The 25,956-nt window shown below is 64.7% G+C and carries 23 protein-coding genes; 5 read left to right on the forward strand and 18 right to left on the reverse strand.

Features of this window, described 5'->3' with window-relative positions; translation table 11 throughout:
• Positions 1 to 113 precede the first annotated feature (113 nt).
• Positions 114 to 530: a hypothetical protein gene (locus ABE960_RS12690; RefSeq protein ID WP_349762645.1), complete on the forward strand. Its 417-nt coding sequence runs from the start codon at positions 114 to 116 to the stop codon at positions 528 to 530.
• Positions 531 to 833: 303 nt separating this feature from the next.
• On the forward strand, positions 834 to 2,273 hold the full coding sequence (locus ABE960_RS12695) for an FAD-binding oxidoreductase (RefSeq protein ID WP_349762646.1): 1,440 nt from the start codon (positions 834 to 836) through the stop codon (positions 2,271 to 2,273).
• Positions 2,274 to 2,426: 153 nt separating this feature from the next.
• Here ABE960_RS12695 and ABE960_RS12700 read toward each other — a convergent pair whose 3' ends face one another.
• Together ABE960_RS12700 and ABE960_RS12705 are read right to left on the reverse strand one after the other, a co-directional pair.
• Entirely contained in the window at positions 2,427 to 3,794 is a 1,368-nt protein-coding gene (locus tag ABE960_RS12700) for an aspartate aminotransferase family protein (protein WP_349762647.1), read from the reverse strand.
• A gap of 29 nt (positions 3,795 to 3,823) precedes the next feature.
• Positions 3,824 to 4,588 carry a gamma-glutamyl-gamma-aminobutyrate hydrolase family protein gene (locus ABE960_RS12705; protein ID WP_349762648.1) on the reverse strand — a complete coding sequence of 255 codons (765 nt, stop codon included), beginning with the start codon at positions 4,586 to 4,588 and terminating at the stop codon, positions 3,824 to 3,826.
• 260 nt (positions 4,589 to 4,848) lie between these two features.
• Here ABE960_RS12705 and ABE960_RS12710 point away from each other — a divergent pair, with 260 nt between their 5' ends.
• Positions 4,849 to 6,225 (forward strand): glutamine synthetase family protein, encoded by a 1,377-nt coding sequence (locus tag ABE960_RS12710; protein WP_349762649.1) that lies wholly within the window; start codon positions 4,849 to 4,851, stop codon positions 6,223 to 6,225.
• 133 nt (positions 6,226 to 6,358) lie between these two features.
• On the opposite strand, the gene ABE960_RS12715 is transcribed toward ABE960_RS12710, so the two are convergent.
• Complete coding sequence (locus ABE960_RS12715; protein WP_349762650.1) at positions 6,359 to 6,949, reverse strand: glycine zipper 2TM domain-containing protein; 591 nt, start codon at positions 6,947 to 6,949, stop codon at positions 6,359 to 6,361.
• 376 nt (positions 6,950 to 7,325) lie between these two features.
• Between ABE960_RS12715 and ABE960_RS12720 the strand changes: the two genes are divergently transcribed.
• Positions 7,326 to 9,059 carry a formate--tetrahydrofolate ligase gene (locus ABE960_RS12720; RefSeq protein WP_349762651.1) on the forward strand — a complete coding sequence of 578 codons (1,734 nt, stop codon included), beginning with the start codon at positions 7,326 to 7,328 and terminating at the stop codon, positions 9,057 to 9,059.
• Positions 9,060 to 9,100: 41 nt separating this feature from the next.
• Here ABE960_RS12720 and ABE960_RS12725 read toward each other — a convergent pair whose 3' ends face one another.
• The 7 genes from ABE960_RS12725 to ABE960_RS12755 form a co-directional block, all read right to left on the reverse strand.
• The gene (locus ABE960_RS12725) at positions 9,101 to 10,246 is read right to left on the reverse strand and encodes an iron-containing alcohol dehydrogenase (protein WP_349762652.1); all 1,146 of its coding nucleotides are present in this window, start codon (positions 10,244 to 10,246) and stop codon (positions 9,101 to 9,103) included.
• On the reverse strand, positions 10,243 to 11,616 hold the full coding sequence (locus ABE960_RS12730; protein ID WP_349762653.1) for an aldehyde dehydrogenase family protein: 1,374 nt from the start codon (positions 11,614 to 11,616) through the stop codon (positions 10,243 to 10,245). Before ABE960_RS12730 ends, ABE960_RS12725 begins: the two co-directional genes overlap by 4 nt.
• Before the next feature lie 130 nt (positions 11,617 to 11,746).
• Entirely contained in the window at positions 11,747 to 13,117 is a 1,371-nt protein-coding gene (locus ABE960_RS12735) for a glutamine synthetase family protein (RefSeq protein WP_349762654.1), read from the reverse strand.
• A gap of 102 nt (positions 13,118 to 13,219) precedes the next feature.
• Positions 13,220 to 14,272 carry a TRAP transporter substrate-binding protein gene (locus tag ABE960_RS12740; RefSeq protein ID WP_349762655.1) on the reverse strand — a complete coding sequence of 351 codons (1,053 nt, stop codon included), beginning with the start codon at positions 14,270 to 14,272 and terminating at the stop codon, positions 13,220 to 13,222.
• An 83-nt stretch (positions 14,273 to 14,355) separates the two neighbouring features.
• Positions 14,356 to 15,678: a TRAP transporter large permease gene (locus ABE960_RS12745; RefSeq protein WP_349762656.1), complete on the reverse strand. Its 1,323-nt coding sequence runs from the start codon at positions 15,676 to 15,678 to the stop codon at positions 14,356 to 14,358.
• A complete protein-coding gene (locus tag ABE960_RS12750) occupies positions 15,678 to 16,274 on the reverse strand; it encodes a TRAP transporter small permease subunit (RefSeq protein WP_349762657.1) in 597 nt (198 codons plus the stop codon). Before ABE960_RS12750 ends, ABE960_RS12745 begins: the two co-directional genes overlap by 1 nt.
• On the reverse strand, positions 16,267 to 17,064 hold the full coding sequence (locus ABE960_RS12755; protein ID WP_349762658.1) for an N-formylglutamate amidohydrolase: 798 nt from the start codon (positions 17,062 to 17,064) through the stop codon (positions 16,267 to 16,269). The genes ABE960_RS12750 and ABE960_RS12755 overlap by 8 nt, the downstream gene beginning before the upstream one ends.
• Positions 17,065 to 17,195: 131 nt before the next feature.
• Between ABE960_RS12755 and ABE960_RS12760 the strand changes: the two genes are divergently transcribed.
• Positions 17,196 to 18,068, forward strand: a complete 873-nt coding sequence (locus ABE960_RS12760) for a MurR/RpiR family transcriptional regulator (RefSeq protein WP_349762659.1) — start codon at positions 17,196 to 17,198, stop codon at positions 18,066 to 18,068.
• A 43-nt stretch (positions 18,069 to 18,111) separates the two neighbouring features.
• Here the strand turns inward: ABE960_RS12760 and ABE960_RS12765 are convergent, their stop codons facing one another.
• The 8 genes from ABE960_RS12765 to prfA all read right to left on the reverse strand — a co-directional run bounded on the left by ABE960_RS12765 (position 18,112) and on the right by prfA (position 25,949).
• Complete coding sequence (locus ABE960_RS12765) at positions 18,112 to 19,404, reverse strand: NAD(P)/FAD-dependent oxidoreductase (protein WP_349762660.1); 1,293 nt, start codon at positions 19,402 to 19,404, stop codon at positions 18,112 to 18,114.
• A gap of 138 nt (positions 19,405 to 19,542) precedes the next feature.
• Entirely contained in the window at positions 19,543 to 20,910 is a 1,368-nt protein-coding gene (locus tag ABE960_RS12770) for a glutamine synthetase family protein (RefSeq protein WP_349762661.1), read from the reverse strand.
• Positions 20,911 to 20,940: 30 nt separating this feature from the next.
• Positions 20,941 to 21,162, reverse strand: a complete 222-nt coding sequence (locus tag ABE960_RS12775) for a hypothetical protein (protein WP_349762662.1) — start codon at positions 21,160 to 21,162, stop codon at positions 20,941 to 20,943.
• Positions 21,163 to 21,234: 72 nt separating this feature from the next.
• Complete coding sequence (locus ABE960_RS12780; RefSeq protein ID WP_349762663.1) at positions 21,235 to 22,527, reverse strand: NAD(P)/FAD-dependent oxidoreductase; 1,293 nt, start codon at positions 22,525 to 22,527, stop codon at positions 21,235 to 21,237.
• Positions 22,528 to 22,561: 34 nt separating this feature from the next.
• Positions 22,562 to 23,323: a HesA/MoeB/ThiF family protein gene (locus ABE960_RS12785; RefSeq protein WP_349762664.1), complete on the reverse strand. Its 762-nt coding sequence runs from the start codon at positions 23,321 to 23,323 to the stop codon at positions 22,562 to 22,564.
• 8 nt (positions 23,324 to 23,331) lie between these two features.
• Positions 23,332 to 23,832: an Lrp/AsnC ligand binding domain-containing protein gene (locus ABE960_RS12790; RefSeq protein ID WP_349762665.1), complete on the reverse strand. Its 501-nt coding sequence runs from the start codon at positions 23,830 to 23,832 to the stop codon at positions 23,332 to 23,334.
• Between the two features lie 153 nt (positions 23,833 to 23,985).
• Positions 23,986 to 24,858: a peptide chain release factor N(5)-glutamine methyltransferase gene (gene prmC / locus ABE960_RS12795; RefSeq protein WP_349762666.1), complete on the reverse strand. Its 873-nt coding sequence runs from the start codon at positions 24,856 to 24,858 to the stop codon at positions 23,986 to 23,988.
• Positions 24,855 to 25,949, reverse strand: a complete 1,095-nt coding sequence (prfA, locus tag ABE960_RS12800; protein WP_349762667.1) for a peptide chain release factor 1 — start codon at positions 25,947 to 25,949, stop codon at positions 24,855 to 24,857. Before prfA ends, prmC begins: the two co-directional genes overlap by 4 nt.
• Positions 25,950 to 25,956 lie beyond the last annotated feature (7 nt).

Consider the following 25,956-nt stretch of genomic DNA (forward strand, 5'->3'; position numbering starts at 1 on the left):
CCGGACCAAGAAGAGGCCCATCGCCGACCGGCGCAGGGAAACAACGGCAGGCCGAGGGCAGAATCGTTCCCCGAGGCAGCACAGGAAGACTTCGATCCCGAGGAGAAGAGAAGATGATGACGACACGATCATGGATGGCCATGGCCCTGCTGCTGGGGCTGCTGCCCCTGGGCGCGCTGGCCGATGAGGGCGACGACCCGGAGGTCGTTGACGTCGAGATCGAGGGCGTGGTGGTCGAGGAGAGCGAGCCGGACTTCAGCCGAGCCCTGGAGAACCTCGATGCCGAGGCCCGGGAGAGTCGTCCCGAGGCCGCCAGCTTCGGCCTGGAGACGGCCTATACGGCGGTCAGCGAGGGCGGTGTGGACGGTCAGGCCGTCAGCGCCCGGGCCAAGGCCCGGGCCAGTGAACGGCAGGGTCCCGAGGCCGGCGGCCTGAGCGCCAGCGATCCCGGCGGTAACGGCGGTAACGGCGGCAATGGCGGTAACGGCGGCAATGGTGGTAACAGCGGCAATGGCGGGGGGCGTGGCTGATTCCGCTACGCCATCCTGACACGACAGGGCCGGCTCCCGGGAGCCGGCCCTGTCGCATCTGCGCGGGCCGGTGCGGCTCACCACCGGGCGCCTCCTCCTTCCCCACTCCCTCCTGTCCTGCTGCATCTCGGGCGCGCCCTGGCCTCCATGGCCAGGCTGAAATCGCCACTTTAGACCTAGAAATATGAGCCGCTGAATCGCCCGGCATCATCCAGACTAAGCAGGACAAGCCTTTCAATGACCCTGCGGGATTGCACCGTGGCCCCGCGCCTCGGCCATCCCCTGGCAGAGGAGGAAAGCATCATGACTGCACTGACCTATCTCACCCTGGAGGGCGACCGGGCCGCCCTGCCGGCCGAGGCCGTCGACACCTTCGCGTCCCAACTGGCGGGGCGGCTGATCACGCCGAGCGAGGCGGACTATGCGCCTCTGCGACAGGTGTGGAACGGCATGGTCGACCGCCACCCGGCGCTCATCGCCTGCTGCCAGGGCAATCAGGACATTGTGCAGGCCATCGACTTCGCCCGCTCCCAGCGCATGTGCCTGAGCGTGCGTGGCGGCGGCCACCACATCGCCGGCAATGCCATCGCCGAGGGCGGCCTGGTGATTGACCTCTCGGCCATGCGCACGGTGCGCGTGGACCCCCGTCAACGCACCGCCAGGGTAGCCCCGGGGGCCCTACTCGGGGACATCGACCGCGAGACCCAGGCCTTCGGCCTGGCCACGCCACTGGGCATCAACTCCACCACCGGCGTGGCCGGCCTGTGCCTGGGGGGTGGCTTCGGCTGGTTGACCCGCAAGCACGGCATGACCATCGACAACCTGCTCTCGGTGGACATGATCACGGCCGATGGACAGCGTCACCACGTCTCGGCAGATGAGGAGGCGGAGCTGTTCTGGGCCCTGCGCGGCGGTGGCGGCAACTTCGGCGTGGTCACCTCCTTCGAATTCCGCCTGCACCCGGTGGGTCCGGAGATCCATGCGGGCCTGGTGGTCTACCCCTTCGACCAGGCTCGTCGAGTGTTGCAGGCCTGGCGCGACTTCACCCGCCAGGCACCGGAGGAGCTCAGCGTATGGGCGATCCTGCGCGAGGCGCCGCCCCTGCCCTTCCTGCCCGAGGCGGTGCATGGCCAGCGGGTGGTCGTGTTCGCCCTGGTGCATGGCGACGACCCGGCCAGGGCCGAGCGCGATGTGGCCCCGGTGCTGGCGTTCGGCGAGCCGGTCGGTCAGATGCTGGGGACCCAACCTTATGCGGGCTTCCAGTCGGCCTTCGACCCACTGCTCGCGCCGGGGGCTCGCAACTACTGGAAGTCCCATGACTTCAGTGACCTCGCCGACGAAGCACTGGACAAGGCCATCGAGGCGGCCGAGCAACTGCCGGGCCCGGAATGCGAGATCTTCATTGCCCAGCTGGGTGGCGCCATGTCACGGGTCGACCCCACTGCCACCGCCTATGCCGGACGCGATGCCCAATACGTGATGAACGTGCATGCCCGCTGGCAGGATGCCGCCGAGGACGACCGCTGTCGCGATTGGGCACGTCATGTCTTCCGGGACCTGGCGCCCCTCGCCACTGGCGGCGGCTACGTCAACTTCCTGACCGAGGACGAGGGCGATCGTGTCGCCTCCGCCTATGGCGACAACTTCGCACGCCTGCAGGCGGTGAAGCGCCGCTACGACCCGGACAACCTGTTCCGCGTGAACCTCAACATCCCCCCCGCCCCTCCCGAGGTTGCCGCCTAGACGGATGCCAGACACACCACCATCACGACCCTGAACGACGATCGGCGCCCCAAAGGGCGCCGATTGGCAGGTCTTCCGCGACCGCGCCCAGCAGCTCACCAAGCACAAGCGCCTCCTCAGGGTCGGCTCGAGTCAATCGTATCTTTCCTGGGTTTAGGGTATGCAGGCAAACGGTAACGAGAGGCGCCTTGCGGTCTCGTCAAGGGCCTCACGCGCCAGGGTCACCAGCTCGTCGATCTGCTCGCGGGTAATCACCAGCGGAGGCGAGATGATCATCGTGTCTCCCACCGAGCGCATCACCAGGCCACAGGAAAAGCTGATGTCGCGGCAAAGGGTGCCGACGGCCAGGGCCCGATCGAAGCGTCCGCCCGTGGCCGGGTCGACCAGCTCGAGGGCCCCCATCAACCCCAGGGAGCGGGCCTCGCCGACGAGGGGGTGGTCGGCGAGTTCGGCCCAGCGAAGCGCCAGATAGGGCCCGAGGTCATCACGGACCCGCTCGACCACGCACTCCTCCTCCATGATCTCCAGATTTTTGAGCGCCACGGCGGCGCAGACGGGATGGCCGGAATAGGTGAAGCCATGGAAGAACTCGCCGCCCTCCTCGATCAGTGTGTCGGCGACCCGGTCGCCTACCAGCACGCCCCCGATCGGCAGGTAACCCGACGACAGCCCCTTGGCGATGGGCATCAGGTCCGGGACCAGGTCATAGAGGTCGCTGCCGAACCACTCGCCCAGACGTCCGAAGCCGCAGATCACCTCATCCACCACCAGCAGGATGTCGTATCGTGCCAGCACCTCCTTGACCGCTGGCCAGTAGCTCTCCGGCGGTATGATGGCACCACCGGCGCCCTGCACCGGCTCGGCGATGAAGGCCGCGACGCTCTCCTCGCCCAGTGCCAGGATCCTCTCTTCGATGGCCGCCGCACAGGCGTAGCCGAAGGCCTCGGGCCACTGATCGCGCCCTTCACTGAACCAGTAGGGCTGGCGGACATGGGTGATGCACGGCACGCCCGGGCCGCCCTGCTCGTGCATCAATGAGATTCCGCCGAGACTCACGCCGGCCACCGTGGAACCGTGGTAGCCGTTCTCGCGGCCGATGATCCACTGCTTCCACGGCTTGCCCTTCAGCGCCCAGTAGCGCCGTACCATGCGCAACACGGTGTCGTTGGCCTCGGAGCCCGAGCCGGTGAAGAAGACATGATTCATGTGTGCGGGGGCGAGCTGGCATAGCTTCGCGGCGAGCCCGACCACCGGCGGATGCGTGGTCTTGAAGAAGGTGGTGTAGTAGGGCAGCTGACCCATTTGCTCGGTCGCGGCGTCAACCAGCTCACGACGGCCGTAGCCGAGGTTCACGCACCACAGGCCGGCCATGCCGTCGAGGATGCGGTGGCCTTCGGCATCATGGATGTAGACTCCCTCGGCGTGAGTGATGACCCGACTTCCCTCCTCGCCCAGTGCCTTGAAGTCGGTGAAGGGATGCAGATGGTGGGCACGGTCCAGCGCCGGGAGGGAAAGCGGCATGATGGTTCTCCTTGATCGACACGCCGGCGTCAGGCGTCGAGGGGCTGGACACCAGCGGGCCGGGAGTGGTCCTTGCAGGCCTCGGCGAAGCCGCTAAACAGGGCGTCATGGAGCGGATGCTCCCGGGGCTTCCACTCGGGGTGCCACTGCACTGCCAGCGCGAAGTTCGGGGCGCCGGCGACCGAGATCGCCTCGACCTGCCCATCCGGGGCCACCGCCTCGACCGTCAGGCCCAGCCCCAACTCGGCGACCCCTTGTTGATGCAGGGAGTTGACGTAGCTGTGCCGCTCGCCGAAAAGCCCCGACATCACGCCGCCAGGCAGGATCTCCAAGTCATGGGCCGGCGCATACCGGATGTCGTGATCGCCCTCGGGCTCGCGATGATCGAACCGGCCGGGAACCTGCTGGACGGCCTGATGAAGGGTGCCACCGAAGGCCACGTTGATCTCCTGAAAACCGCGGCAGATGCCGAACATCGGCAGGCCCATATCCAGAGCCGCAGGAATCAAGCCGAACGCAGCGGCGTCACGATGCTGATCGTCACGGGTATTCTCGGGCAAGCGCTGCGCCCCATAGCGCTCAGGCTCGACGTTAGAGCGACTTCCGGTGAGCAACAGGCCATCCAGACGCGACAACAGTTCCTTGTCCACGGACCCTTCCCACACCGGCAGGATCACCGGTGCGAGGCCATAGTCGCGCAAGGCCGAGAGGTACTTGTCGGTGACCATGTGCGCAGGGTGACCTTCCACCTCGCGTCGACAGGCGATCACGCCCACCAGGGGTCGAGCATGCATGGCAGTCTCCTCGAAACAGACGCGTGGATGGTGATCAGGCCTGGCTCTGCATGTCGCCGTTGATTAATCTTTTCAATAATCGACGATGCATTGGGCCAAGAATCAACACATAACAATATTAGCGCCTGTTTTATTGAATTTAATTGCAGATGAAGCCCTGCAACTTCCCGCCTTGATGCGTAAAGAATTTGACAACAAACGCCAGTGATTCAAAGATGACAGCCACCGCACAATGACCCATCGCCGATCAGGTGGCTTCCATGTCTTCCTCTCTTGCCGACGAAGCGCGCGACTTCCTCGACCAGCATCCCGAGGTCGACAGTATCGACCTGCTGATCAGCGACCTCAATGGTTTACTGCGAGGAAAGCGCATCCCGCGCGAGAATCTCGAGAAGGCCTTCCGGGACGGAATCCACCTGCCCGCCTCGGTGTTCGCCCTGGACATCCTGGGAAACACCGTCGAGGCCACCGGGCTGGGACTGGCAACCGGTGACGGGGACCGCGTCTGCCGGCCGGTGCCGGGCACCCTGATGCCCAGCCCCTGGCTGCGCGACGGCCGGCAGGCCCAGTCGCTGATGACCATGACCGAACCCGACGGCAGCCCCTTCTTCGCCGACCCCCGCCAGGTGCTGGACCGGGTGAGGGAGCGCTTCCATCGTGCCGGCCTGACGCCGGTGGTCGCCGTGGAGTTGGAGTTCAACCTGATCGACCGCCGCCGGGACGGCCTGGGCATGATCCAGCCGCCCTGTTCGCCGGCGACGGGCGAGCGCGCATCGCAAAGCCAGCTCTACTCGATCAACGAGCTAGATGAATACACCCTCCTGCTCGGGGAAGTCCACGCCACCGCCCGGGCCCAGAAGCTCCCGCTGGATACCGCCCTCAAGGAGTGTGCGCCGGGCCAGTTCGAGATAAGCCTGATCCACTGCGACAATGCGCTAGAGGCCTGCGACAGTGCCGTTCTGCTCAAGCGCCTGATCAAGGGCGTGGCCCTTCGGCATGGCTTCGAGGCCACCTTCATGGCAAAGCCCTACGGCCAGGAAGCCGGCAACGGCACCCATGTCCACATCAGCATGCTCGACGAGGCAGGAGACAACGTCTTCTCCGCCGAGAATGGCGACCCGCTCGGTACACCACTGATGCACCAGGCAGTGGCCGGTCTGATCGATCTGATGCCGGCTTCCATGGCGCTCTTCGCCCCCAACCTCAACTCCTTCCGACGCTTCCAGCCGGGACTCTACGTGCCGATGGCGCCGACCTGGGGCTACGACAACCGCTCGGTGGCGGTGCGCGTGCCATCCGGCGCCAACCAGGCCCGGCGACTCGAACATCGGGTCGCCGGAGCCGACGTCAATCCCTACCTCTTGATAGCCACTCTGCTGGCCGCCATCGACCATGGGATGACCAGGCGACTGACTCCGCCGCCGGCCATCACCGGCAACGCCTATGCTCAGGTCGCCCCCAGCCTGACCAACAGCTGGCGCCAGGCCCTGGACCTGCTGGAGCAGAGCAACCCCCTGGCCGAAGCGCTGGGCGCAGACTTCCTCAGGGTCTTCCTGGCCAATCGCCGTGCCGAACGCGACCAGGCCATGCAGGCGGTCAGCAGGCTCGAGTACGACTGGTACCTCCGCCACGTCTGAAGGGCCACCGGCCTGGTGCAGCTGGAGAGGCCACCGTCAGCATGCCGGGCCCGAGGACCCTGCTTGCCCCCTAACGACAGCGCCCCGGCCATCACTGGCCGGGGCGCTGTCGTTCATTACGAGTCGGCTTCATTCAGCCCTTCTGCGAGGAGACGGCATCCCACTGCGGACGACCCTGCTCGAGCAGCACCCGATCACTCTGGGGCGGGCTGTCCAGGCGGCTGGTCTCCACCGTCTCACCGTGGCGCCAGGTGACCTCGTAGCCCTCTGTCTCCTGACGGGTATCCACCACGGTACGACACTCCTGACGGGTGGTGGTAAGCGGCTGGGACTGAGCCGCCTGTGCATGCTGGCGTGCCTCCACGCGTTCCTGTACCTCACGGCCGGCCAGGCCGCCGCCGATGACACCGGCCACCGTGGCTATCTTCTTGCCGCTACCACCACCGATCTGGTTACCGAGCAGGCCGCCGACGATGGCCCCGGCGGCGGTACCCAGCACGCGATGGGGATCACGGGTGGCGCCCTGCCCCGCCGGAGCGGCCGCCGGCTGGCTGACCACTACCGACTCACACACCTCCCGCGGCGTCTCCACGGTCCGGGTCAGCGTCTCTACATTGGTAATCTGGCCGTACTCCGGGCCCTGCTGGACCTGCCAGGCACCGAAGGCCAGACCGCCCAGGCCCAGCACGGCCAGGGTCGTCCCCACCACGATCGACTTGCTCATCTTTCACCTCCAGGAGGACGCGGCTGCGCCTCGTTGTTGTCACAGACTGTTGTCACGGACTCCGGGAGATGCGTGACGAAAAAAGGGCGATGGCGATGACGCTTCCTGCGCCATACACGAATCGTCGTCCACTATACGCCTCCGAGACTCAAGGCTTCAGTATCTCGCCGCAGGTTTCACAATGCCTGACTCGCTGTCACCAGATGGCGACAGCGATCGGATCACCCGGCCCCTGCCGGGTGGCGAGATGGTTGGCCATGCGCGATCTGGACTATCCTCGTATCGCCGGGCGGGCGACGCTCCGCCTCGTCGGCGCCTGCCGAGCTCGACTACGGTGGCTATCGATGCCCCGGTGGATGATTCAGGAGACATGGCGATGACGAGCCAACCGCAAGACCTCGGCCAGGCGCGACAGGGGATGCCGGACAACCTCGCGATCGCCCGTGACGCTCTGCTCCGACCCATCGAAGAGATCGCCAACCGCCTGGGAGTGCCCGGCGAGATGGTGGAGCCCTACGGGCGGGGCATCGCCAAGTTGGACCTCGCCGCCCTAGGCGCGCTGGCAAAGCGTCAGCGCGCACGCTACGTGGTGGTTTCGGCGATCACCCCCACGCCCCTGGGCGAGGGCAAGACCACCACCTCCATCGGCCTCGTCCAGGGCCTGCAACAGCTGGGTCACAGCGCCACCGTCGCCCTGCGCCAGCCCTCCATGGGCCCGGCGCTCGGCTTCAAGGGTGGCGCCGCCGGCGCGGGCTACAGCCAGGTGGTTCCCATGGAGCGCATCAACCTGCACCTGACCGGGGACATCCATGCGGTCTCCTCCGCCCATAATCTGCTGGCGGCGATGGTGGACAACCACCTTCACCATCGCCTGGGCCTCGACCTGGACCCCGAGACGATTGGCTGGCAACGGGTAATGGATATCAATGACCGTGCCCTGCGCCATATCGTCACGGGGCTCGGCCCGTCTGCCGATGGCGTGACACGTCAGAGCAGCTTCGAGATCACCGCGGCCTCGGAGGTCATGGCGGTGCTCGCCCTGGCGACATCGCTTGCGGACCTGCGCAGCCGGCTGGGCCGGATCAGGGTCGGTTTCACCCGCAGCGGCGAGCCGGTCACCGCCGAGCAGATCGGCGCGGCGGGTGCCATGACCGTGCTGCTCAAGGAAGCGATAAAGCCCAACCTGCTGCAGACGCTGGAGCACGCACCGGCCCTGATCCATACCGGGCCGTTCGGCAACATCGCCCATGGCAACTCCTCGATCATCGCCGATCGAATCGGCCTGCTCGGCGGGGAGTACCTCGTCACCGAGGCGGGCTTCGGGGCCGACATGGGCGCGGAACGCTTCTTCAACATCAAGTGCCGGGCCTCGGGGCTGACTCCGGACGCCGCGGTGCTGGTGGCCACGGTCCGCGCATTGAAGTTCCACTCGGGGCGATACGCCATGCTCCCCGGCAAGCCACTCCCCTCGGCCATGCTGAGGGAAAGCCCCGAGGACGTCCGCGCGGGCAGCGCCAATCTCGTCAAGCAGATCGACAACCTTCGCATCCACGGTGTCACCCCGGTGGTGGCCATCAACGCCTTCCCCTCGGACCATGCCAGCGAGCACGCCGCCATTCGCGACATCGCCGAGGCCGCCGGGGTCCGGGCCACGGTATCGAGCCACGTGCGAGAAGGCGGTGTCGGCGCCCTCGACCTGGCCCAGGCCGTGGTGGAAGCCGCCGACGGCGGCAGCAACTTCCGCTTCCTGTACCCGGACGAGATGCCCCTCGACGCCAAGATCGCGTGCATCGCCACCCGCCTCTACGGTGCCGCCGACGTCTCCTTCAGCCCCGAGGCCCGTCGCCAGATCGACAGCTACCAGCAACAGGGCCATGGCCATCTGCCGGTGTGCATCGCCAAGACCCACCTGTCGCTGTCGTCGGACCCTGCCCTGCGGGGGGCACCCACCGGCTGGACCCTGCCAGTGCGCGAGGTGCGACTCTCCGCCGGGGCGGGCTTCGTCTATGCCCTATGCGGGGACATCCGCACCATGCCGGGCCTTGGCCGTGATCCGGCCGCCGCGCATCTCGACATCGATGACAACGGAGAGATCACGGGGCTCTTCTGATGTCCCGGGTCAACAGTGGGGGCGGAGCGATCGCGGGAGAGTCACATGCACTGTCGGAACAGCGCCCTGAGATCATCGACGGTCAACTCCACGGGATTCCCGCCACAGCTGGGATCCTGAATGGCCATGGCGGCCAGCTCGTCGATGCGGTCGGGAGTCGCACCGATCTCCGAGAGGGTGCGGGGGATGCCCATCTGATCGTTGAGCGCCTGCACGAAGGCCTTGAAACCATCGAAGCCGCCTTCGATACCCAGATAGGCGGCCGCCATGTCGAATCGCTCGCGGATGGCGTCGGCGTTGAACTCCAGCACCGCCGGCATGCAGATCGCATTGGTGGTGCCGTGGTGAGCATTGAACACCGCGCCGATGGGATGGCTCATCGCATGGATGGCCCCCAACCCCTTCTGAAAGGCGGTGGAGCCCATCATCGCCGCGCTCATCATGTGCGCACGCGCCTCGAGATCGGTGCCGTCGGCATAGGCGCGCGGCAGGTACTCCTTGACCAGCCGCATGCCTTCCAGCGCGATGCCCTGGCTCATCGGATGATAGTGCGGGCTCGAGAATGCCTCCACACAGTGGGCAAAGGCATCGAGCCCGGTGCCGGCGGTGATGGGCCTGGGCATGCCCACCGTCAGCTCGGCGTCGCAGAGCACCACCCTGGGCAGCACCCTGGGATGAAAGATGATCTTCTTCTCGTGGGTGTGCGAGTTGGTGATGACGCTGGCCCGACCCACCTCCGAGCCGGTCCCGGCGGTGGTGGGCACCGCCACGATGGGGACGATCGCCTCGGCATCGGCTCGCGTCCACCAGTCGCCGATATCCTCGAAGTCCCAGACCGGGCGCGTCTGGCCGGACATGAATGCCACCATCTTGCCCAGATCCAGCCCCGAGCCACCGCCGAACGCGATCACCCCGTCGTGACCGCCGGCCCGGAAGGCCTCGACCCCTGCCGCCAGGTTCTTTTCATTCGGGTTGGGGTCGACCTCGGCAAAGAGCCCTCTGCCCAGTCCCGCGGCGTCCAGGATGTCCAGCGCGGCGGCGGTGATCGGCAGGCCGGCCAGGCCGCGATCCGTCACCAGCAGAGGACGGCTGATGCCCGCCTCGGCACAGGCCTCGGGCAACTCCTTGAGCCGGCCCGCCCCGAATCGGATGGCGGTGGGATAGGTCCAGTTTCCAGTCAGCGTCATGTCGTCACCTTCTTGAGGTAGTAGGACTTGGGGCGTGTCAGGTTGTGGTAGCCGATCACCGACAGGCCGCCGCCGCGTCCCGTGTCCTTGCAGCCAGTCCAGCACAGGCCAGGATCGAGGTAGTCCGCGCGGTTCATGAAGACGGTGCCGGTCTCGACCCGGTCACCCACCCGCTGGGCACGCTCGATGTCGGCGGTCCAGAGGCTTGCCGTCAGGCCGAACCGGCTGTCGTTCATCAGCCGGATCGCCTCCTCGTCGTTGCTGACCTTCATGATGCCGACCACCGGACCGAAGCTCTCGTCGCGCATCACGCGCATGTCGTGGCTCACCTCGGTAAGTATCTGCGGGGTCAGGTAGGCGCCACCGTCATCCTCGGGCTTCTGCGAGATATGGGCCCTCGCACCATCGGCCAGGGCCTCGTCGATCTGGTCCCGGACCTCACGGGCGAAACGGATGTTCGCCATGGGGCCGATGTCCGTGTCGGGTGCCAGGGGATTACCCAGCCTGTAGCCCTCGACGATCGCCACCGCCTTGGCGACGAAGGCCTCATAAAGGCTCTCGTGCACGTAGATCCGCTCGATTCCGCAGCAGCATTGCCCGGAGTTGAACATCGCCCCATCGATCAGGGTAGCGACGGCGGCGTCGAGATCGGCATCCTCCATGACATAGCCCGGGTCCTTGCCGCCGAGCTCCAGCCCCAGCCCGGTGAAGGTGCCGGCGGCCGCCTGTTCCATGGCACGTCCGCCGCCCACGGAGCCGGTGAAGTTGACGAAATCGAAGGCCCGATCGGCGATCAGTGTTGAAGTGGTCTCGTGATCCAGGAAGACGTTCTGGAAGACCTCCTCGGGCACGCCGACCGAGTGGAAGGCGCGCGCCATGCGCTCGCCCACCAACAGGGTCTGGGTGGCATGCTTGAGCAGCACGGCGTTGCCCGCGATCAGCGCCGGCGCCACGGTGTTGATGGCCGTCATGTAGGGATAATTCCAGGGGGCTACTACCAGTACCACCCCATGCGGGATGCGCCTGATGTAGCGCTTGACCGTGGCATCCTCACCCACCGGAATATCGGCCAGCGCCTCCTGGGCGATATCCGCCATATGGCCGCCCCGCTCCTCGAAGCCACCGAACTCGCCGCCATAGCGCACCGGGCGGCCCATCATGTGGGCCAGCTCCGGCACCACCTCGTCGTTCATCGCCCCCACCGCGGCGATGCCGGCCCGCACCAGGTCGACCCGCTCCTGGAGCGGGCGTGCGGCCCAGTCGGCCTGCGCCGACCGCGCCCGGTCGGCCGCCTGCCGTGCGGCCTCCGGAGACAGCGCCTCACGCTCGGCGAAGACCGACCCGTCGATCGGCGAAATACATTTCAGCATGTGACCCATGGTCCTCTCCCGTTTCTTTATGACCTGCCTGGCACACACAGGCCCTGCCCCTTGGTCTTTGCCGGGGGCATGCCGGCCGGGAGCCCTCGTCCGGGGCCTGCCCGACGTCGCCAGGCTATCGTTACGACCGCTCGAAGCCGCGTGCCACCTCGTAATCGGTAACCACGCGTTCGAAGTCTTCCAGTTCCACCTCCGCGGCGCGGGTGTAGTGATCGATCACGTCATCCCCCATGGCCTCACGCAGCATGGCGGAATCCTTCAGGGCATCCTTGGCATCGCGCAGGTTTTGCGGGATCAGGCCGGTCTCCCCCTCGTAGTTGTCTCCCTCGGCGGGCGGAGACAGCTCCAGGCCCTCCTCGATCCCCTTGATGCCGGCGGCCAGTTGGCCGGCCATGGCCAGGTAGGGGTTCAGGTCCGAGCCACCGATGCGACACTCGATACGCACCGCTCTGGTGCCCTCGGCGCACAGACGAAACCCCGCGGTGCGGTTGTCCACCGACCAGACCGTTCGCGTGGGTGCGAAGGAGCCCTTCTGGAAGCGCTTGAAGCTGTTGATGTAGGGCGCCAGGAAGTAGGTATAGTCGGGTGCATATTTGAGCAACCCGGCCAGGTACTGCTTCATCAACGCAGACATGCCAAGGGCATCGCTCTCGTCGACGAAGACAGGCAGCCCATCCTTCCACAGCGACTGGTGGATGTGGCTGGAGCTGCCCGAATGATCGTGGTGCCATTTCGGCAGGAAGGTCACCGCCCGGCCCTGCTGCCAGGCAATCTCCTTGGTCGCGTGCTTGGCGATGGTGTGATAATCCGCCGTATCGAGTGCTTTCGCATACCTGATATTGAGCTCCTCCTGACCCGATCCGGCCTCGCCCTTGGTACCTTCCACAGGAATCCCCGCCGCGAAGAGATGGTTGCGCAGCGGACGCAACACATGCTCTTCCTTGGTGGTCTGGAAGATGTGATAGTCCTCGTTGTACCCGCTGATCGGCTCCAGGTCGCGAAAGCCTTCCTTGCGAATCTCGTCGAGGCCCTTCTCGAACAGGAAGAACTCCAGCTCGGTGGCCATGACCGCGTCGAACCCCATCTCCTCCAGCCGGGCAAGCTGACGCTTGAGAATGGCCCGCGGCGCATGGGGTATCAGCTGATGAGTATGATGATCCAGCAGGTCGCACAGCACCATGACCGTTCCCTCCAGCCACGGCACGGGACGCAAGGTGGCCAGGTCAGGCTTCATGATGTAGTCGCCATACCCCGCTCGCCATGAGGTGCTGGCATAGCCATCAGGCGTTTCCATCTCGAGATCGGTGGCCAGCAGGTAGTTGCAGCAATGCGTCTCGTCCCAGCCATCATCCACGAAGTGACGCGCATGGAGCCGCTTGCCCATCAGGCGTCCCTGCATGTCGACGATACACACGAGTACCGTGTCGACTTCGCCACTACCCACCTTGGCCTTCAGGGCCTCAAGGGCATCCAAAGCCAGCGCATTGGTCATTTCCGAGGCTCCTCGTTGGAATCAAGATGACAAGGCCCGGCACTAGGTCGGGCCCCATCCCCAGACCCCGTACCCCGGCGAGTGCCGGGGTACGGGGTCTGCTCATGCGTCGCCGTAGCGGTAGGGCCGGCCGGCCTTGCGCATATCGGCATTGTATTGCTTGAATATCTCGACCACCTTGGCCTTGGTCTCGGATTGCGCCGCGATCTCGTTCCAGAATTCCTGGGCGGCCTCTTCCACCTGATCCCATTCGGCATCGGGAATCGTGGTGAGCTCGAGCTTGTCGCCATGCACGCGAAGGCTGGCCTCGCCACCCCAGTACCAGTGCTGGCGGTAGTAGTGAGACTGTTCACAGCACACCTCGAACAGCAGCCTGAGATCTTCGGGCAACTCGTTCCAACGCTCCATGTTTACGAAGAAATGGCCGATCCAGGCACCGGAGATGTTGTTGGTCAGGAAGTAGTTGGTGACATCGGCCCATCCGACCGTGTAATCCTCGGTGATGCCGGACCAGGCGATCCCGTCCAGTTCGCCGGTCTGCACGGCAACCTCGATATCCTCCCAGGGCAGGGTCACCGGCACTACGCCGAACTGCGACAGGAAGCGCCCCGCGGTGGGGAAGGTAAAGATACGCTTTCCCTCCAGATCCTTGAGGCTGCGAATCGGCTCCTTGGTAACGAAATGACACGGATCCCAGGCGCCGGCGCTGACATGCTTGACGCCCACCTTGGCATATTCTTCTTCCCAGATTTCCTTGAGGCCATACTGGTTGAACAGCACAGGCACATCGAGGCTGTAGCGTGAGCCAAAGGGGAAATAACCACCAAAGACGGTGACTTCCGTGGGCGATGCCATCGAATCATCATCCGATTGCACGGCGTCGATGGTACCGCGCTGCATCGCACGGAACAGTTCACCCGTCGGAACCAGCTGATCGGCATAGTACAGCTCGATCTGCATGCGGTCCCCGGCGATCCTGTTGAACAGGTCGATGGCAGGCTTGGCGACATGCTCGGCCAAGGCGGCACCGGCATAGGTCTGCATGCGCCACTTGATGGTCGGCTCGGAGGATGACTGGGCCATGACCTTCGAGGCCAGCGGCGCGATGGCAGCACCGGTCGCGGCTGTGATAAGAAACTTGCGTCTTGTTGTCATTTTCTCACTCTCCTGGTGTCAGCTACTGGATGTAGCATGGATTCGGCCCGTGGTGAGGCTCTTGTTGTTCAGTCCCGCAACTATCAGCTCCCATAAATATAGCCCGGAAGCCACAGTGCGATTTGCGGAAAGATCATCACCAGGCTGAGGGCAAACGCCATCACCAACACGAAAGGGATGATCGACCGATAAATATCTAGCAGACCAATCTCGGGTGGCGCCATGGCTCGCATCAGGAAAAGGTTGTAACCGAACGGCGGCGTCATGTAGGCAATCTGGGTAGTGATCGTGTAGAGAACGCCATACCAGATCAGGTCGAACCCAAGTGCGTCTACCAACGGCACGTACAGGGGCGCCACGATCACCAGCATCGCGGTGTCATCCAGGAAGGTCCCCATCACGATGAAACTGAGCTGCATCAGGATCAGGATCATCCAGGGCGATAACCCCAGGCGCTCCGTAAACAGGTCCTCAATGGCCTTGACCGCCCCCAGCCCGTCGAAGATGGCACCAAAGGCGAGCGCGGCCAGGATGATCCACATGAACATGCACGAAATGGCCAGGGTCTGCCGCACGGACACTTCAAACACCTTGCGCGTCATCCGGCCCTTGAGGATGGCCGCCAGCAGCGCGGTCATCGCGCCGACAGCCGAGCTTTCGACAAGTGACGTCCAGCCCTTGACGAAGGGGACCATCATCACCGCAAAGATCATGAGTGGCAGTAGGCCCGCTCTCAGCAGACGCAGCTTCTCGGCAAGGCTCACATCACGTTCTTCGGCGGGCAGCACGGGTCCCAGGCCTGGCTGCAGGCGGCAACGTACGTAGATATAGAGGATAAACAGCGTCGCCATCATCAGCCCCGGCAACACGCCGGCAAGCCACAGCTGCCCCACGGGCTGGCGTGCGATCATCGCGTACAGCACCAGCACCACCGAGGGCGGAACGAGTATCCCCAGGCTGGAACCCGCCTGGATGACGCCGGTGACCATGATCTTGTCATAGCCACGTCGCAGCAATTCGGGCAAGGCAATGGTGGCGCCGATTGCCATTCCGGCCACCGACAGCCCGTTCATGGCCGAGATCAGCACCATCAACCCTATCGTTCCGATGGCAAGCCCGCCCCGCACCGGCCCCATCCAGACATGGAACATTCGGTACAGGTCATCCGCGATACGGCTTTCCGACAGCACATATCCCATGAAGATGAACATTGGTAGGGTCAGCAGCGGATACCATTTCATCAGCTTCATCGCGGATGAAAACGGGATGTCTACACCACCCGTTCCCCATAACAGGACGCCCGCCAATGCACCAACAAAACCGATGGCGCCAAACACACGCTGTCCGGTGAGCAGCATCAGCATCATCGAGCTGAACATCACGATTGCGATCATCTCATACGGCATCAGTCCAACACCCCACGAAGACGGCCAATATCCCTGAAAAATTCAGCAAGTGATTGAAGGATCATTAGAAAAACTCCGAGGCAAAGCACCGTCTTTATCGGCCACAACAAGGGCCGCCATGCCGTCGGGCTACGTTCCATGAAGCCAAGCTCTTCTCCGGCAGCTGACGGCCCCTGACTGATGAACGTCCAGACGAGATTGAAAAAGAAATTGAACGGTTCATCGCCGAAGTATCCGAGCGAATATGCCGTCGACACCAGCCCGCCATAGAGAAGAACGCCGAGGTAGAAAACCAGGAAGAAGACCGTGAAGGCATCGACACATGCCTTGGTTTTCGGGCTCCATTCTCCATAGAAGAGATCCATGCGAACATTGGATCCCAACTGGATCGAATAGGGGCCACCCAATACGAAATACGCCACCATGACGAATTGTGCGGTTTCCAGCGTCCACATCGAGGGTGTCATGAACACCTTGGAAGCTGACGACCAAAGTAGAATCCCGATCAAGGCAAAGATCAGGAACATCGCAATCCGACCGATGAAACGGTTCATCGCATCGACGGCGCTGATATATATCATGATGGATTTAGGCATCTTGCTTGCCCTTCTGAGATGCGAGCTCTAATTCGAATGTGGCCAACGCGGGATGTAACAGTTGCAGCAGCTCCTGGGCCATGGCGTCTTCGTCATCCGGCGTGGCAACCAGGTCATTGCGAATCTCGATCATCACATTCGCCAGCCCGTTGGCGATTCCGTGGAGTTTCAGAGAATGGGTAACGCCATCCTCGGGACCATACGGAGCATTGCGCTGGATCCGCCGATGAGGCAGGCGCTGGGACTGCGCCAGCATTGCATCGGCCATCCGGCTGTCCGCATCATGAAGAATACCTATTTCAACCGCACGGACCCGGCCATGAAAATTCGGTGTGAAGCTATGTATGGTGATCAGAACCGTCGGGAGATGGTGCGCAGCACGCTGTGCCAGAACGCTCGTCACGGCATCGCAAAAAGGACGATAGACTGAATCGATCCGGGCGGAACGCTGCGACTCCGTCAGATTGTGATTGCCCGGCACGTCGATGACTTCCGAACATTCAGGCATCGCGCTGGGTGCTTCGGGTGGACGATTGCAGTCGTAGACAAGCCTCGAAACTCGGCTCGCCACCATCGGCGCATGAAGCCTCTCCGACAACTTCATGGCCACGGCGCGCGCGCCAGGATCCCATGCCGCGTGACTGTGACGGTGAGCAGGATCGAGTCCAAGACCATGATATTGCTCGGGTATATGATGCGACGCATGTTCGCACAGGAGAACGACCGGACCGTTGGCGTCCCGGTTGTGAATTTCGACGTATGGGGATGACTGCTCGATTTCGCTGGACATCAGGGCTCCTCCAAGGTCCTGTAAAGATATAGACGCGGCAAAGTCCATGCGTCAATATTTCTTCAAAAGCACTTTCAACGCCGATCCATGATGGTCATCGTCTGGATAGGGCATCCGGGGGAGGAAGCGTTTTGACGACCATCGACTCCACCGTGCGCGAACTGATCCGGCAGCATTATCCGGCGCTGACGCAATCGGAAAGAAAGTTTGCCAATGCGTTGCTGGATAACTATCCAGCGGCAGGCCTGGCCTCAATCACCATCGTGGCGGGCAACGTGGGCGTGTCATCTCCTACGGTGGCGCGCATGGTCAAGAAGCTGGGGTTCAAGGGCTATCCGGAGTTCCACAAGGCCCTGCTGCGTGAACTGGAGGCTCAGGGAGTAGGGCCCACTCAACGCCGTGATAACTGGTCATCGGGGGCACCGGATACGCACCTGCTGAACCGGTTCGCCCAGGCGGTGACCAACAATCTGCAACAGACCTTTGCGCATATCGAGACGGAGAGGTTCGATCAGGCCACCAGCCAGTTGGCCGACGTCGACCGACGTCTCTACATCGTCGGCGGGCGCATCACCCAGGCACTGGCCGATTATGCCTTCACACATTTCCAGGCTGTGCGCCCGCGCGTGACCCACATGACCTCGTCCTCAGGCACGTGGCCGCATTACGTGCTCGACATGGAGCCGGGTGAAACCCTGCTGATATTTGATATCAGGCGTTATGAGACCAACCTGCTTCGCCTGGTGGAAATGGTGAGCAAGCGCGGCGTGCGCATCGTGCTGTTCACCGATCAGTGGGGCTCCCCCATCTCGGCACTGGCCGACTTCACCTTCAACTGCTGGGTAGAGATTCCCTCAGGATGGGATTCCAACGTGTCGACCATGATGCTGCTCGAGACCATGATCGCCGCCGTTCAGGAGCAGCGATGGCCCGAAGCCCGTGATCGCTATGAACGACTCGATGACTTGTTCGACATGACCCATTTCTTCCGCAAGTTCACCTGACTACCACCTCCTCGCCTGCCGGGTTGCGCGACGGAGAAAAGGCTCAGACCCCCAGCCGATCACGGGCCTGGTAGTACCAGGCGCCAATGGCGGAAAGCGGCACCCGCAACAGGCGTCCGCCGGGAAACGGCAGGTGGGGCAGCCCGGCGAAGGCATCGAAGCGCTCGTCTCGCCCTGACATCACCTCGGCGATCAGCCGTCCGGCCAGATGGCTACAGGTAACACCGTGACCCGAGTAGCCCTGGGCGTAGTAGATGTTCCCGTTGAAGACCCCGAACTGCGGCAGGCGATTGAGCGTCAGCAGGAAATTGCCGCTCCAGGCATGTTCGACCTTCACGCTGGCGAGCCGGGGAAAGGTCTTCTCCATCCTGGGGCGGATCACCGCCTCGATGTCGTCGGGATCCTGACCGCCGTAATTGACGCCTCCGCCATAGATCAGCCGATGATCGGCGGTGAGGCGGAAGTAGTCGAGCAGGTAGTTGCAGTCCTCGACGGCCATGCCGCCCGGGATCAGCTCGGCGGCCAGCGCCTCGCCCAGGGGCTCGGTGGCGATGATCTGGGTGCCACATGGCATGGCCCTGCCCTCGATCTCGGGCAGCACACCCTTGAGGTAGGCATTGCCGGCCATGACCACGCGACGTGCCTTCACCACGCCCCGCGGCGTGTGAAGGCGCGCCGGCTCGCCATGCTCCAGGCGCTCGAGGGGACTCTGCTCGAAGATGGTTCCGCCGAGAGACTCGATGGCCACCGCTTCGCCCAGCACCAGGTTCAGCGGATGCAGGTGCCCACCGGCGTGGTCGACCAGGCCCCCCGTGTAGCGGTCGGTGATCACCTCACGGCGATAGGCGTCGCCCTCGAGCAGTTCGAGTCGCTCGTGGCCGTAGCGCTCCCATAGCATCTTTTGCTCGCGCAGCTCCTGTAGCTGCTTCGCGTTGCAGGCGGCGAAGAGATTGCCGTCACGCAGGTCGCAGTCGATGCCGTAGGTCGCCACCCGCTCGCGGATGATGCGATTGCCCTCGAAGGCCATGTCGCCAAGCGCACGAGCCGTCTGTTCGCCATATCGGGCCTCGATCATATCCATGTCGCGGCTGTAGCCGTTGACGATCTGGCCGCCGTTGCGCCCGGAGGCGCCGAAGCCCACTCGCGCCGCTTCCAGAACCACCACCCTGACGCCCTGCTCCGCCAGATGCAGGGCCGACGAGAGGCCCGTGAAGCCGGCCCCCACCACGCAAACATCGCACTCGACCTCCCCCTCTAGGGCCGGACGTACCTGGCCGGGAGTGGCCGAGGCGGCATACCAGGATGGCACGTGCTCGGTCGCGAGGGAGAGGCTCATGGAAATCTCCAGGGGGTAATGTCATTCAACATCTTGCGGGGTGATACGCGACCCATCTCATTTCCGGCAACACGACGGCCATGCAAGGATCACCATGAGACGACCGCCGTGACCCCGGTCCTGGCCGCAGTCACGGCACTAGACCCGCAACAGCAGGTGCTCGCGCTCCCAGGAGCTGATGACCTGGAAGTAGGCGCGATGCTCTGCACGCTTGACCGCCAGGTAACTGTTGATGAAGCGCTCGCCGAGAATATCGCCCAGTGGCTTGCAGTCGTGCAGCAGGTCCAGCGCCGGGCTGATGTCATCGGGTAGCTGGTTGCCGCCGGACCATGCGGAGCCGGTCATCGGCGGACGAGGCTCGATCCCACCCAGCATGCCCAGGTAACCGCAGGCCAGCGAGGCCGCCATCACCAGGTAGGGATTGGCATCGGCCCCCGCCAGGCGATTCTCCACCCGGGTCGCCTCGGGGGTGGAAACCGGCACACGCAGCCCCACGGTGCGATTGTCCATGCCCCACTCCACGTTGATCGGCGCCGAACCGCTGGTCTCGGTTCGCATCAGCCGGCGGTAGGAGTTGACGTTGGGGGCCAGCAGCGGCATGGCCGAGGGCAGGTAGCGCTGCAGGCCGCCGATGAAGGAGTGGAAGAGGCGACTGGGCTGCCCTGCCTCGTCGGCGAAGACGTTGTGGCAGTCCTTGCTGTCGAGCAGGCTCTGGTGAAGATGCATCGAGCTGCCGGGCTCATTGGCCATGGGCTTGGCCATGAAGGTGGCATACATGCCGTGGCGCAGCGCCGTCTCGCGAAGGGTGCGCTTGAACATCACCACCTGGTCGGCCAGCGAGAGGGGGTCGCCGTGTTGGAAGTTGACCTCCATCTGGCCGGCGCCTTCCTCGTGGATCAGGGTATCGAGATCCAGATTCATGGCGTCGCAGTAGTCGTACATCTCCTCGAACAGTGGATCGAACTCGTTGACCGCGTCGATGGAGAAAGACTGCCGGCTGCTCTCCTGGCGACCCGAACGGCCGATGGGCGGCTCCAGTGGATAGTCCGAGTCGGTATTGGTCTTGACCAGGTAGAACTCCACCTCCGGCGCGACCACTGGGGTCCAGCCCTGGGCGGCGTAGAGGTCCAGCACCCGCTTCAGCACATGGCGGGGCGCCAGCTCCACCGGCTCGCCGGTCAGGTAAAAGCAGTCATGGATGATCTGCGCCGTCGGGTCCTCGGCCCAAGGCACCAGATAGACGGCGTTCGGGTCGGGCACCAGTTCCATGTCCCGCTCGGCGGGGTTCCAGAAGCGGATATCCTCGTCATCGGGATAGCCGCCGGTGACGGTCTGGATGAAGATCGAGTCGGGCAGCCTTGGGCGACCACCCTTGAGGTACTTGTCGGCGGGCATGATCTTGCCCTTGAGGATGCCGGTCAGGTCGGAGACCAGGCACTCGACCTCGGTGATGCCGTGGTTCTGGAACCAGTCGTTGAGCAGCGGCTGCTCCTGTCGATTACTCATGGGGCATTCCTTGCTGGGAGTGAATCGCGGTCACTCCATGTCGGCCTCGCTGGGCTGGGCGTCGCCCATCAACGCGAAGGAGAGATCGATATTGATCTCAGGGTCGTACATCGGCGATCCACTCTTCGTCGCCTCCGGGAGAGTCTGGGTATTGTAGACGATGCCGGTCGGGACCAGTCGTGGCGCATGGTGGCTGAAGGGCACGCTGATGTGGGAGCGGGAGCCCCGGCCCGCATTGAGCGTGGCGAGCATCTCGGGCAGCGAGTCGACGCCGTGTTTCTCCTCGATGGCCAGTTCTCGATGGCCAGTTATCGATGGCTCGGTTCACAGCCGGTCCCGCAGCTTGTAGAAATGGGTGGCCAGCACCAGCAGTGGCTTGCGCATCAGGCGTCCGCCGGGAAAGCGGCGATGAGGCATGGCCGCGAAGACGTCGAAGCGCTCGCTCTGACCGGCGATGGACTCGGCCAGCAGCTTGCCGGCGAGTCCCGCCAGCGCCATGCCATGGCCGGAGTAACCCTGGGCGTAGTAGACGTTTCTGCCCAACCGACCGAAGTCCGGCGTCCGGTCGAGAGTGATCGCCACGTCACCACCCCAGCGATAGTCGATGGGAACGCCCTCGAGCACGGGAAATATCCGAGCGATCTTGGCATCCATGCGCGCCTCGAGGCCCCGCGGCTCATGGCCATCATAGCTGACCTCGCCGCCGAAGATCAGGCGGCGGTCGGTGGAGAGCCGATAGTAGTCGAGCACGAAATTGGCATCGGACAGGGCATCGTTTCTCGGCAGCACACGGGCTGCCTGCTCGGCCGACAGTGGTGCGGTGGCGATCATGTAGTTGGCGGCACTCATGATGCGACCGGAGAGTTCAGGCACCAGGCCCGCCTGGTACGCATTGGTGCCCAGCACCACGAAGTCGGCTGTCACTCGCCCCTGGGCGGTGACCACGGTGGCCGGCTGACCGCGGCGGATCTCGACGACGGCGCTGTGTTCGTGAATGGCTACGCCGGCGAGGCGGGCCGCCCGGGCCAGGCCCAGGGTGTAGTTGAGCGGATGGAGGTGGCCGCCCTCGGCATCCAGGAGGGCCACCGGATAGGCATCGCTCACCACGTGCTCGCGAAGGGCATCGCCCTCGAGCAGGGTGAGGCCACGGTAGTCGTAGTCGCGGGCCATGCGCTCATGGAATGTCTCGAGCTCGCGCACGTGTCGCGGCTTGACCGCGGCATGCAGGTAGCCCCAGGAGAGCTCGCAGGGAATGTCATGGCGCTCGATCAGCGCGGCCGTCAGGCGCACCGCCTCGCGGCTCATCTCCCAGATCTCCCGGGCCCGCCCCTGGCCCAGCGCCTTCTCCACGGTGGCGATGTCGGTGCCCAGGCCCGGCAGGATCTGGCCGCCACTGCGCCCCGAGGCGCCATGCCCGATCGCGCCGGCCTCGAGCAGCACCACCGAGTAGCCTCGCTCGGCCAGATGGAGGGCCGCCGAGCAACCCGTGATGCCACCGCCCACCACACAGACATCGGCCCGGAACTCACCCTTGAGCGGAGGACATTCACCGAGCTCTACGGCGATGGAATCTCGATACCAGGAAGCGGGTTGCTCCAGCGGTGGCGACATCGTCATGCGAGAACCTGTCCGGGATGCGCGGTGACGTCCCTCACAACAGGCCGCATACCGGACAGTCGGGGTCTCGCGGCAGCCCGAAGTGTCGCCACTGGCCGGTGAGACCGTCGAAGGTGGAGAGGCCCCGATGGGGCGTGCCGGCGCCGCTGACGATCTTGATCGCCTCCAGCGCCTGGAAGCTGCCGATCAGACCCACCAGGGGGGCCACCACGCCGCTCTGGGCGCAGCGAAGCTCCTCGTCGCCCTCCGCGTGCGCGCCTTTCCCGGGCGGATAGAGGCAGGCGTAGCAGGGCGATACCGGATCACGGGGATCAAAGACGGCCAGCTGACCGGAGAAGCGGATTGCCGCCCCCGAGACCAGCGGCACCCCGGCCGCAAGGCAGGCCGCATTGATGGCATAGCGGCTGGCGAAGCGATCGGTGCAGTCGAGCACCACGTCCGCCTGCGCGGCCGCCCGGACCAGCGCCTCGCCGTCCAGATGCTCGCCGATGGCCCGAACCGTGCACTCGGGATTGAGGGCGATCGCCGCCTCGCCAGCCGACTCTGCCTTGTTGCGTCCAATATCCGCGGTGGCGTGGGCGATCTGGCGCTGCAGGTTGGAGAGCTCCACCCGGTCGGCATCGGCCAGGGTCAAGCGGCCGAGGCCCGAGGCGGCGAGGTAGAGCGCTACCGGCGAGCCCAGCCCGCCAGCACCGACCACCAGGGCGTGGCCGGCCAGCAGACGCTCCTGGCCCGCGATGTCGATCTGCTCGAGCATGATCTGCCGGCTGTAGCGCAGCAGGGAGGCATCATCCATGGAGGGGCTCACGTCTCCTCGAGTTCCTCAATGTCCGGCACATGGAGGCTGAAGTCCTCCTTGACCTCCTCCATCACCACATAGCTCTTCGACTCCTTCACCCCGGGCAGGGTCAGGACCACGTCGCCCAGCAGCTGACGGTAGGCGGACATCTCCGGAATCCGGCACTTCAGGATGTAGTCGAACTGCCCCGACACGAGGTGGCACTCCTGAATCTGCGGCAGCTTGGCCACGGCGCGACGGAACTCGTCGAATACCGCCGGCGATTGGGTCTCCAGGCTGATCTCGACGAACACCAGCAGGTTTGCCTTGAGCGCCCGGGGATCGAGCTGTGCCTTGTAGCCAAGAATGACACCGGAACGCTCGAGGCGCTTGACGCGCTCCAGGCACGGAGTGGTGGAGAGCCCGACCTGGGACGCCAGGTCGACATAGGAGATGCGCGCGTTTTCCTGCAGGCAACGCAGGATCTTGAGGTCGATACGGTCGAGCGAGCGGGTCTTGGCTTTCATTGTCGTGGGTATGCCGGAATGGTGGGGCCTTTCACGCCGTCGCGACACTCCGATCACCTGAAAATCACCCCTTCGTGGCGATCCCGGTAGGCTTCACGGATGCAAAGGCGACGAGACGTGGCGTTTTTTCCTGCAGGAAGATGTACCACATCACTACCGTGGGCCTCCAGCCCCCTCCTCGACCCGTTGCCCCATGCTGACCCGAGGATGGCCGCCCAGGTCGCGCAGGCTCGCGACCTGATCATAGCCTTCGGCGACGAGCACATCGCGCACCTGCTTGGCCTGCTCAAAGCCATGCTCGAGCAGCAGGAAGCCACCCGGGGCCAGGTAGCGGCAGGCCTCGCGCGCCACATGGCGCAGGTCGGCCAGGCCCTCGTCGTCCGCCACCAGGGCACTGTGTGGCTCGAAGCGCACGTCGCCCCTTGCCAGGTGCGGATCCTTCGCGGCGATGTAGGGCGGGTTCGAGACGATGAGATCGAAGCCTTCGCCGTCGTTCTCGTCCATCAGGGCGGCGAACCAGTCGCTCTCGCGAAACAGGGCGTTGGTGATGGCGAGTCGCTCGGCGTTGTGCCGGGCCAGACACACGGCCTCGGGACGGATGTCGACCCCCAGCACCGACCAGCCGGGCCGTTCGCTGGCAAAGGCCAGGGCGATGGCACCGGTGCCGGTGCCGAGGTCCAGCAGCCGCCCAGCGGGGCGCAAGGCATGGGCCAGTGCCGCCTCCACCAGACGCTCGGTGTCGGGCCGGGGGATCAGGGTATGCGGAGAGGTGACAAGCCGCAGGCCCCAGAATTCCCGTTCGCCGGTCAGGTAGGCGATCGGGTGGCCCTGGGCGCGGGCCGCCACCAGCGCCTCGAACTGGGCCCACTCGAAGACCGGCGCCTGACGGTCTCCCCAGGTATAGAGCCAGGTGCGATCCACGCCCAGCACGTGGCACAGCAGCACCTCGGCATCGAGCCGTGGGCTTGGCGAACCGGCGGCCGCGAGCCGCGCCGAGGCCTGGGCCAGCAGGCGATCCAGGGTCATCCGGCGTCCTGCTGAAGGGCCGCCAACTGCTCGGCCTGGTACTCGTGAATCAGCGGCTCGATCACATCGTCGAGCCGTTCGCCCCCGACCACCTCGGCCAGCTTGTAGAGCGTCAGGTTGATGCGGTGATCGGTGACCCTGCCCTGGGGAAAGTTGTAGGTACGGATGCGCTCGCTGCGATCACCGGAACCCACCAGCGAACGCCGGGCATCGGCCTGTTGCTGGCGCTGGCTGGCCACGGCCGACTGCTTGAGCCGGGCGGCCAGCAATGACATCGCCTTGGCGCGGTTCTTGTGCTGGCTGCGCTCCTCCTGGCACTCCACCACCACGCCACTGGGCAGGTGGGTGATACGGATGGCGGAGTCGGTGGTGTTGACGTGCTGGCCGCCGGCGCCGCTGGAACGGAAGGTATCCACCCGCAGGTCGCCGGAGTCGATGTCGATGTCGCCAACCTCGTCGGCCTCGGGCATCACCGCCACGGTGCAGGCCGAAGTGTGGATGCGGCCCTGGGATTCGGTGGCCGGGACCCGCTGCACGCGGTGGGCGCCGGACTCGAACTTTAGGCGCGCATAGACGCCCTCGCCCTTGACCCGCGAGATGATCTCCTTGTAGCCGCCCTGCTCACCATGGCTGGCGCTCACCACCTCGACCTTCCAGCCGTGCTGTTCGGCGTAGCGGGAATACATGCGGAAGAGGTCGCCGGCGAAAAGCGCTGCCTCGTCGCCACCGGTACCGGCGCGGATCTCCAGGAAGACATTGCGGCGGTCATCGGGATCCTTGGGCACCAGCAGCCGCTTGAGCCGGACCTCGAGGGCCTCCAGCTTCTCGTTCCCCTCGTCGCGCTCGATCTCGGCCAGTTCGCGCATCTCGGCATCGGCATCGCCCAGTAGCTGCTCGGCGGAGGCGATGTCGGCCTCCACGGCGAGATATTCACTCCAGGCCTCTACCAGGGATTCGAGCTCGGCATATTCCCGCGAGTAGTCGCGAAAGCGGGTCTGGTCGCTGATCACCTCGGGCTCCGCCAGCAGGGCGGAAAGCTCCTCGAAGCGCTCGATGAAGGCATCGAGGCGCTGGCGCAGGGTGGCTTTCATCGGCGCA

The sequence above is a fragment of the Halomonas aquatica genome (genome assembly GCF_040196335.1).
In the GTDB taxonomy this organism is placed as follows: Bacteria; Pseudomonadota; Gammaproteobacteria; order Pseudomonadales; family Halomonadaceae; genus Halomonas; species Halomonas aquatica.

Excerpts from the sequence above, each read along its gene's own strand:
- ABE960_RS12780 (WP_349762663.1), bottom strand. The coding sequence starts at position 22,527 with ATGACGATGTCGCCACCGCTGGAGCAACCCGCTTCCTGGTATCGAGAT.
- ABE960_RS12695 (WP_349762646.1), top strand. The coding sequence starts at position 834 with ATGACTGCACTGACCTATCTCACCCTGGAGGGCGACCGGGCCGCCCTG.
- ABE960_RS12765 (WP_349762660.1), bottom strand. The coding sequence starts at position 19,404 with ATGAGCCTCTCCCTCGCGACCGAGCACGTGCCATCCTGGTATGCCGCC.
- ABE960_RS12775 (WP_349762662.1), bottom strand. The coding sequence starts at position 21,162 with ATGCTCGCCACGCTCAATGCGGGCCGGGGCTCCCGCTCCCACATCAGC.
- ABE960_RS12710 (WP_349762649.1), top strand. The coding sequence starts at position 4,849 with ATGTCTTCCTCTCTTGCCGACGAAGCGCGCGACTTCCTCGACCAGCAT.
- prfA (WP_349762667.1), bottom strand. The coding sequence starts at position 25,949 with ATGAAAGCCACCCTGCGCCAGCGCCTCGATGCCTTCATCGAGCGCTTC.
- ABE960_RS12755 (WP_349762658.1), bottom strand. The coding sequence starts at position 17,064 with ATGTCCAGCGAAATCGAGCAGTCATCCCCATACGTCGAAATTCACAAC.
- ABE960_RS12745 (WP_349762656.1), bottom strand. The coding sequence starts at position 15,678 with ATGCCGTATGAGATGATCGCAATCGTGATGTTCAGCTCGATGATGCTG.
- ABE960_RS12750 (WP_349762657.1), bottom strand. The coding sequence starts at position 16,274 with ATGCCTAAATCCATCATGATATATATCAGCGCCGTCGATGCGATGAAC.
- ABE960_RS12725 (WP_349762652.1), bottom strand. The coding sequence starts at position 10,246 with ATGACGCTGACTGGAAACTGGACCTATCCCACCGCCATCCGATTCGGG.
- ABE960_RS12705 (WP_349762648.1), bottom strand. The coding sequence starts at position 4,588 with ATGCATGCTCGACCCCTGGTGGGCGTGATCGCCTGTCGACGCGAGGTG.
- ABE960_RS12730 (WP_349762653.1), bottom strand. The coding sequence starts at position 11,616 with ATGCTGAAATGTATTTCGCCGATCGACGGGTCGGTCTTCGCCGAGCGT.
- ABE960_RS12735 (WP_349762654.1), bottom strand. The coding sequence starts at position 13,117 with ATGACCAATGCGCTGGCTTTGGATGCCCTTGAGGCCCTGAAGGCCAAG.
- prmC (WP_349762666.1), bottom strand. The coding sequence starts at position 24,858 with ATGACCCTGGATCGCCTGCTGGCCCAGGCCTCGGCGCGGCTCGCGGCC.
- ABE960_RS12785 (WP_349762664.1), bottom strand. The coding sequence starts at position 23,323 with ATGGATGATGCCTCCCTGCTGCGCTACAGCCGGCAGATCATGCTCGAG.
- ABE960_RS12715 (WP_349762650.1), bottom strand. The coding sequence starts at position 6,949 with ATGAGCAAGTCGATCGTGGTGGGGACGACCCTGGCCGTGCTGGGCCTG.
- ABE960_RS12690 (WP_349762645.1), top strand. The coding sequence starts at position 114 with ATGATGACGACACGATCATGGATGGCCATGGCCCTGCTGCTGGGGCTG.
- ABE960_RS12790 (WP_349762665.1), bottom strand. The coding sequence starts at position 23,832 with ATGAAAGCCAAGACCCGCTCGCTCGACCGTATCGACCTCAAGATCCTG.
- ABE960_RS12740 (WP_349762655.1), bottom strand. The coding sequence starts at position 14,272 with ATGACAACAAGACGCAAGTTTCTTATCACAGCCGCGACCGGTGCTGCC.
- ABE960_RS12700 (WP_349762647.1), bottom strand. The coding sequence starts at position 3,794 with ATGCCGCTTTCCCTCCCGGCGCTGGACCGTGCCCACCATCTGCATCCC.
- ABE960_RS12720 (WP_349762651.1), top strand. The coding sequence starts at position 7,326 with ATGACGAGCCAACCGCAAGACCTCGGCCAGGCGCGACAGGGGATGCCG.
- ABE960_RS12770 (WP_349762661.1), bottom strand. The coding sequence starts at position 20,910 with ATGAGTAATCGACAGGAGCAGCCGCTGCTCAACGACTGGTTCCAGAAC.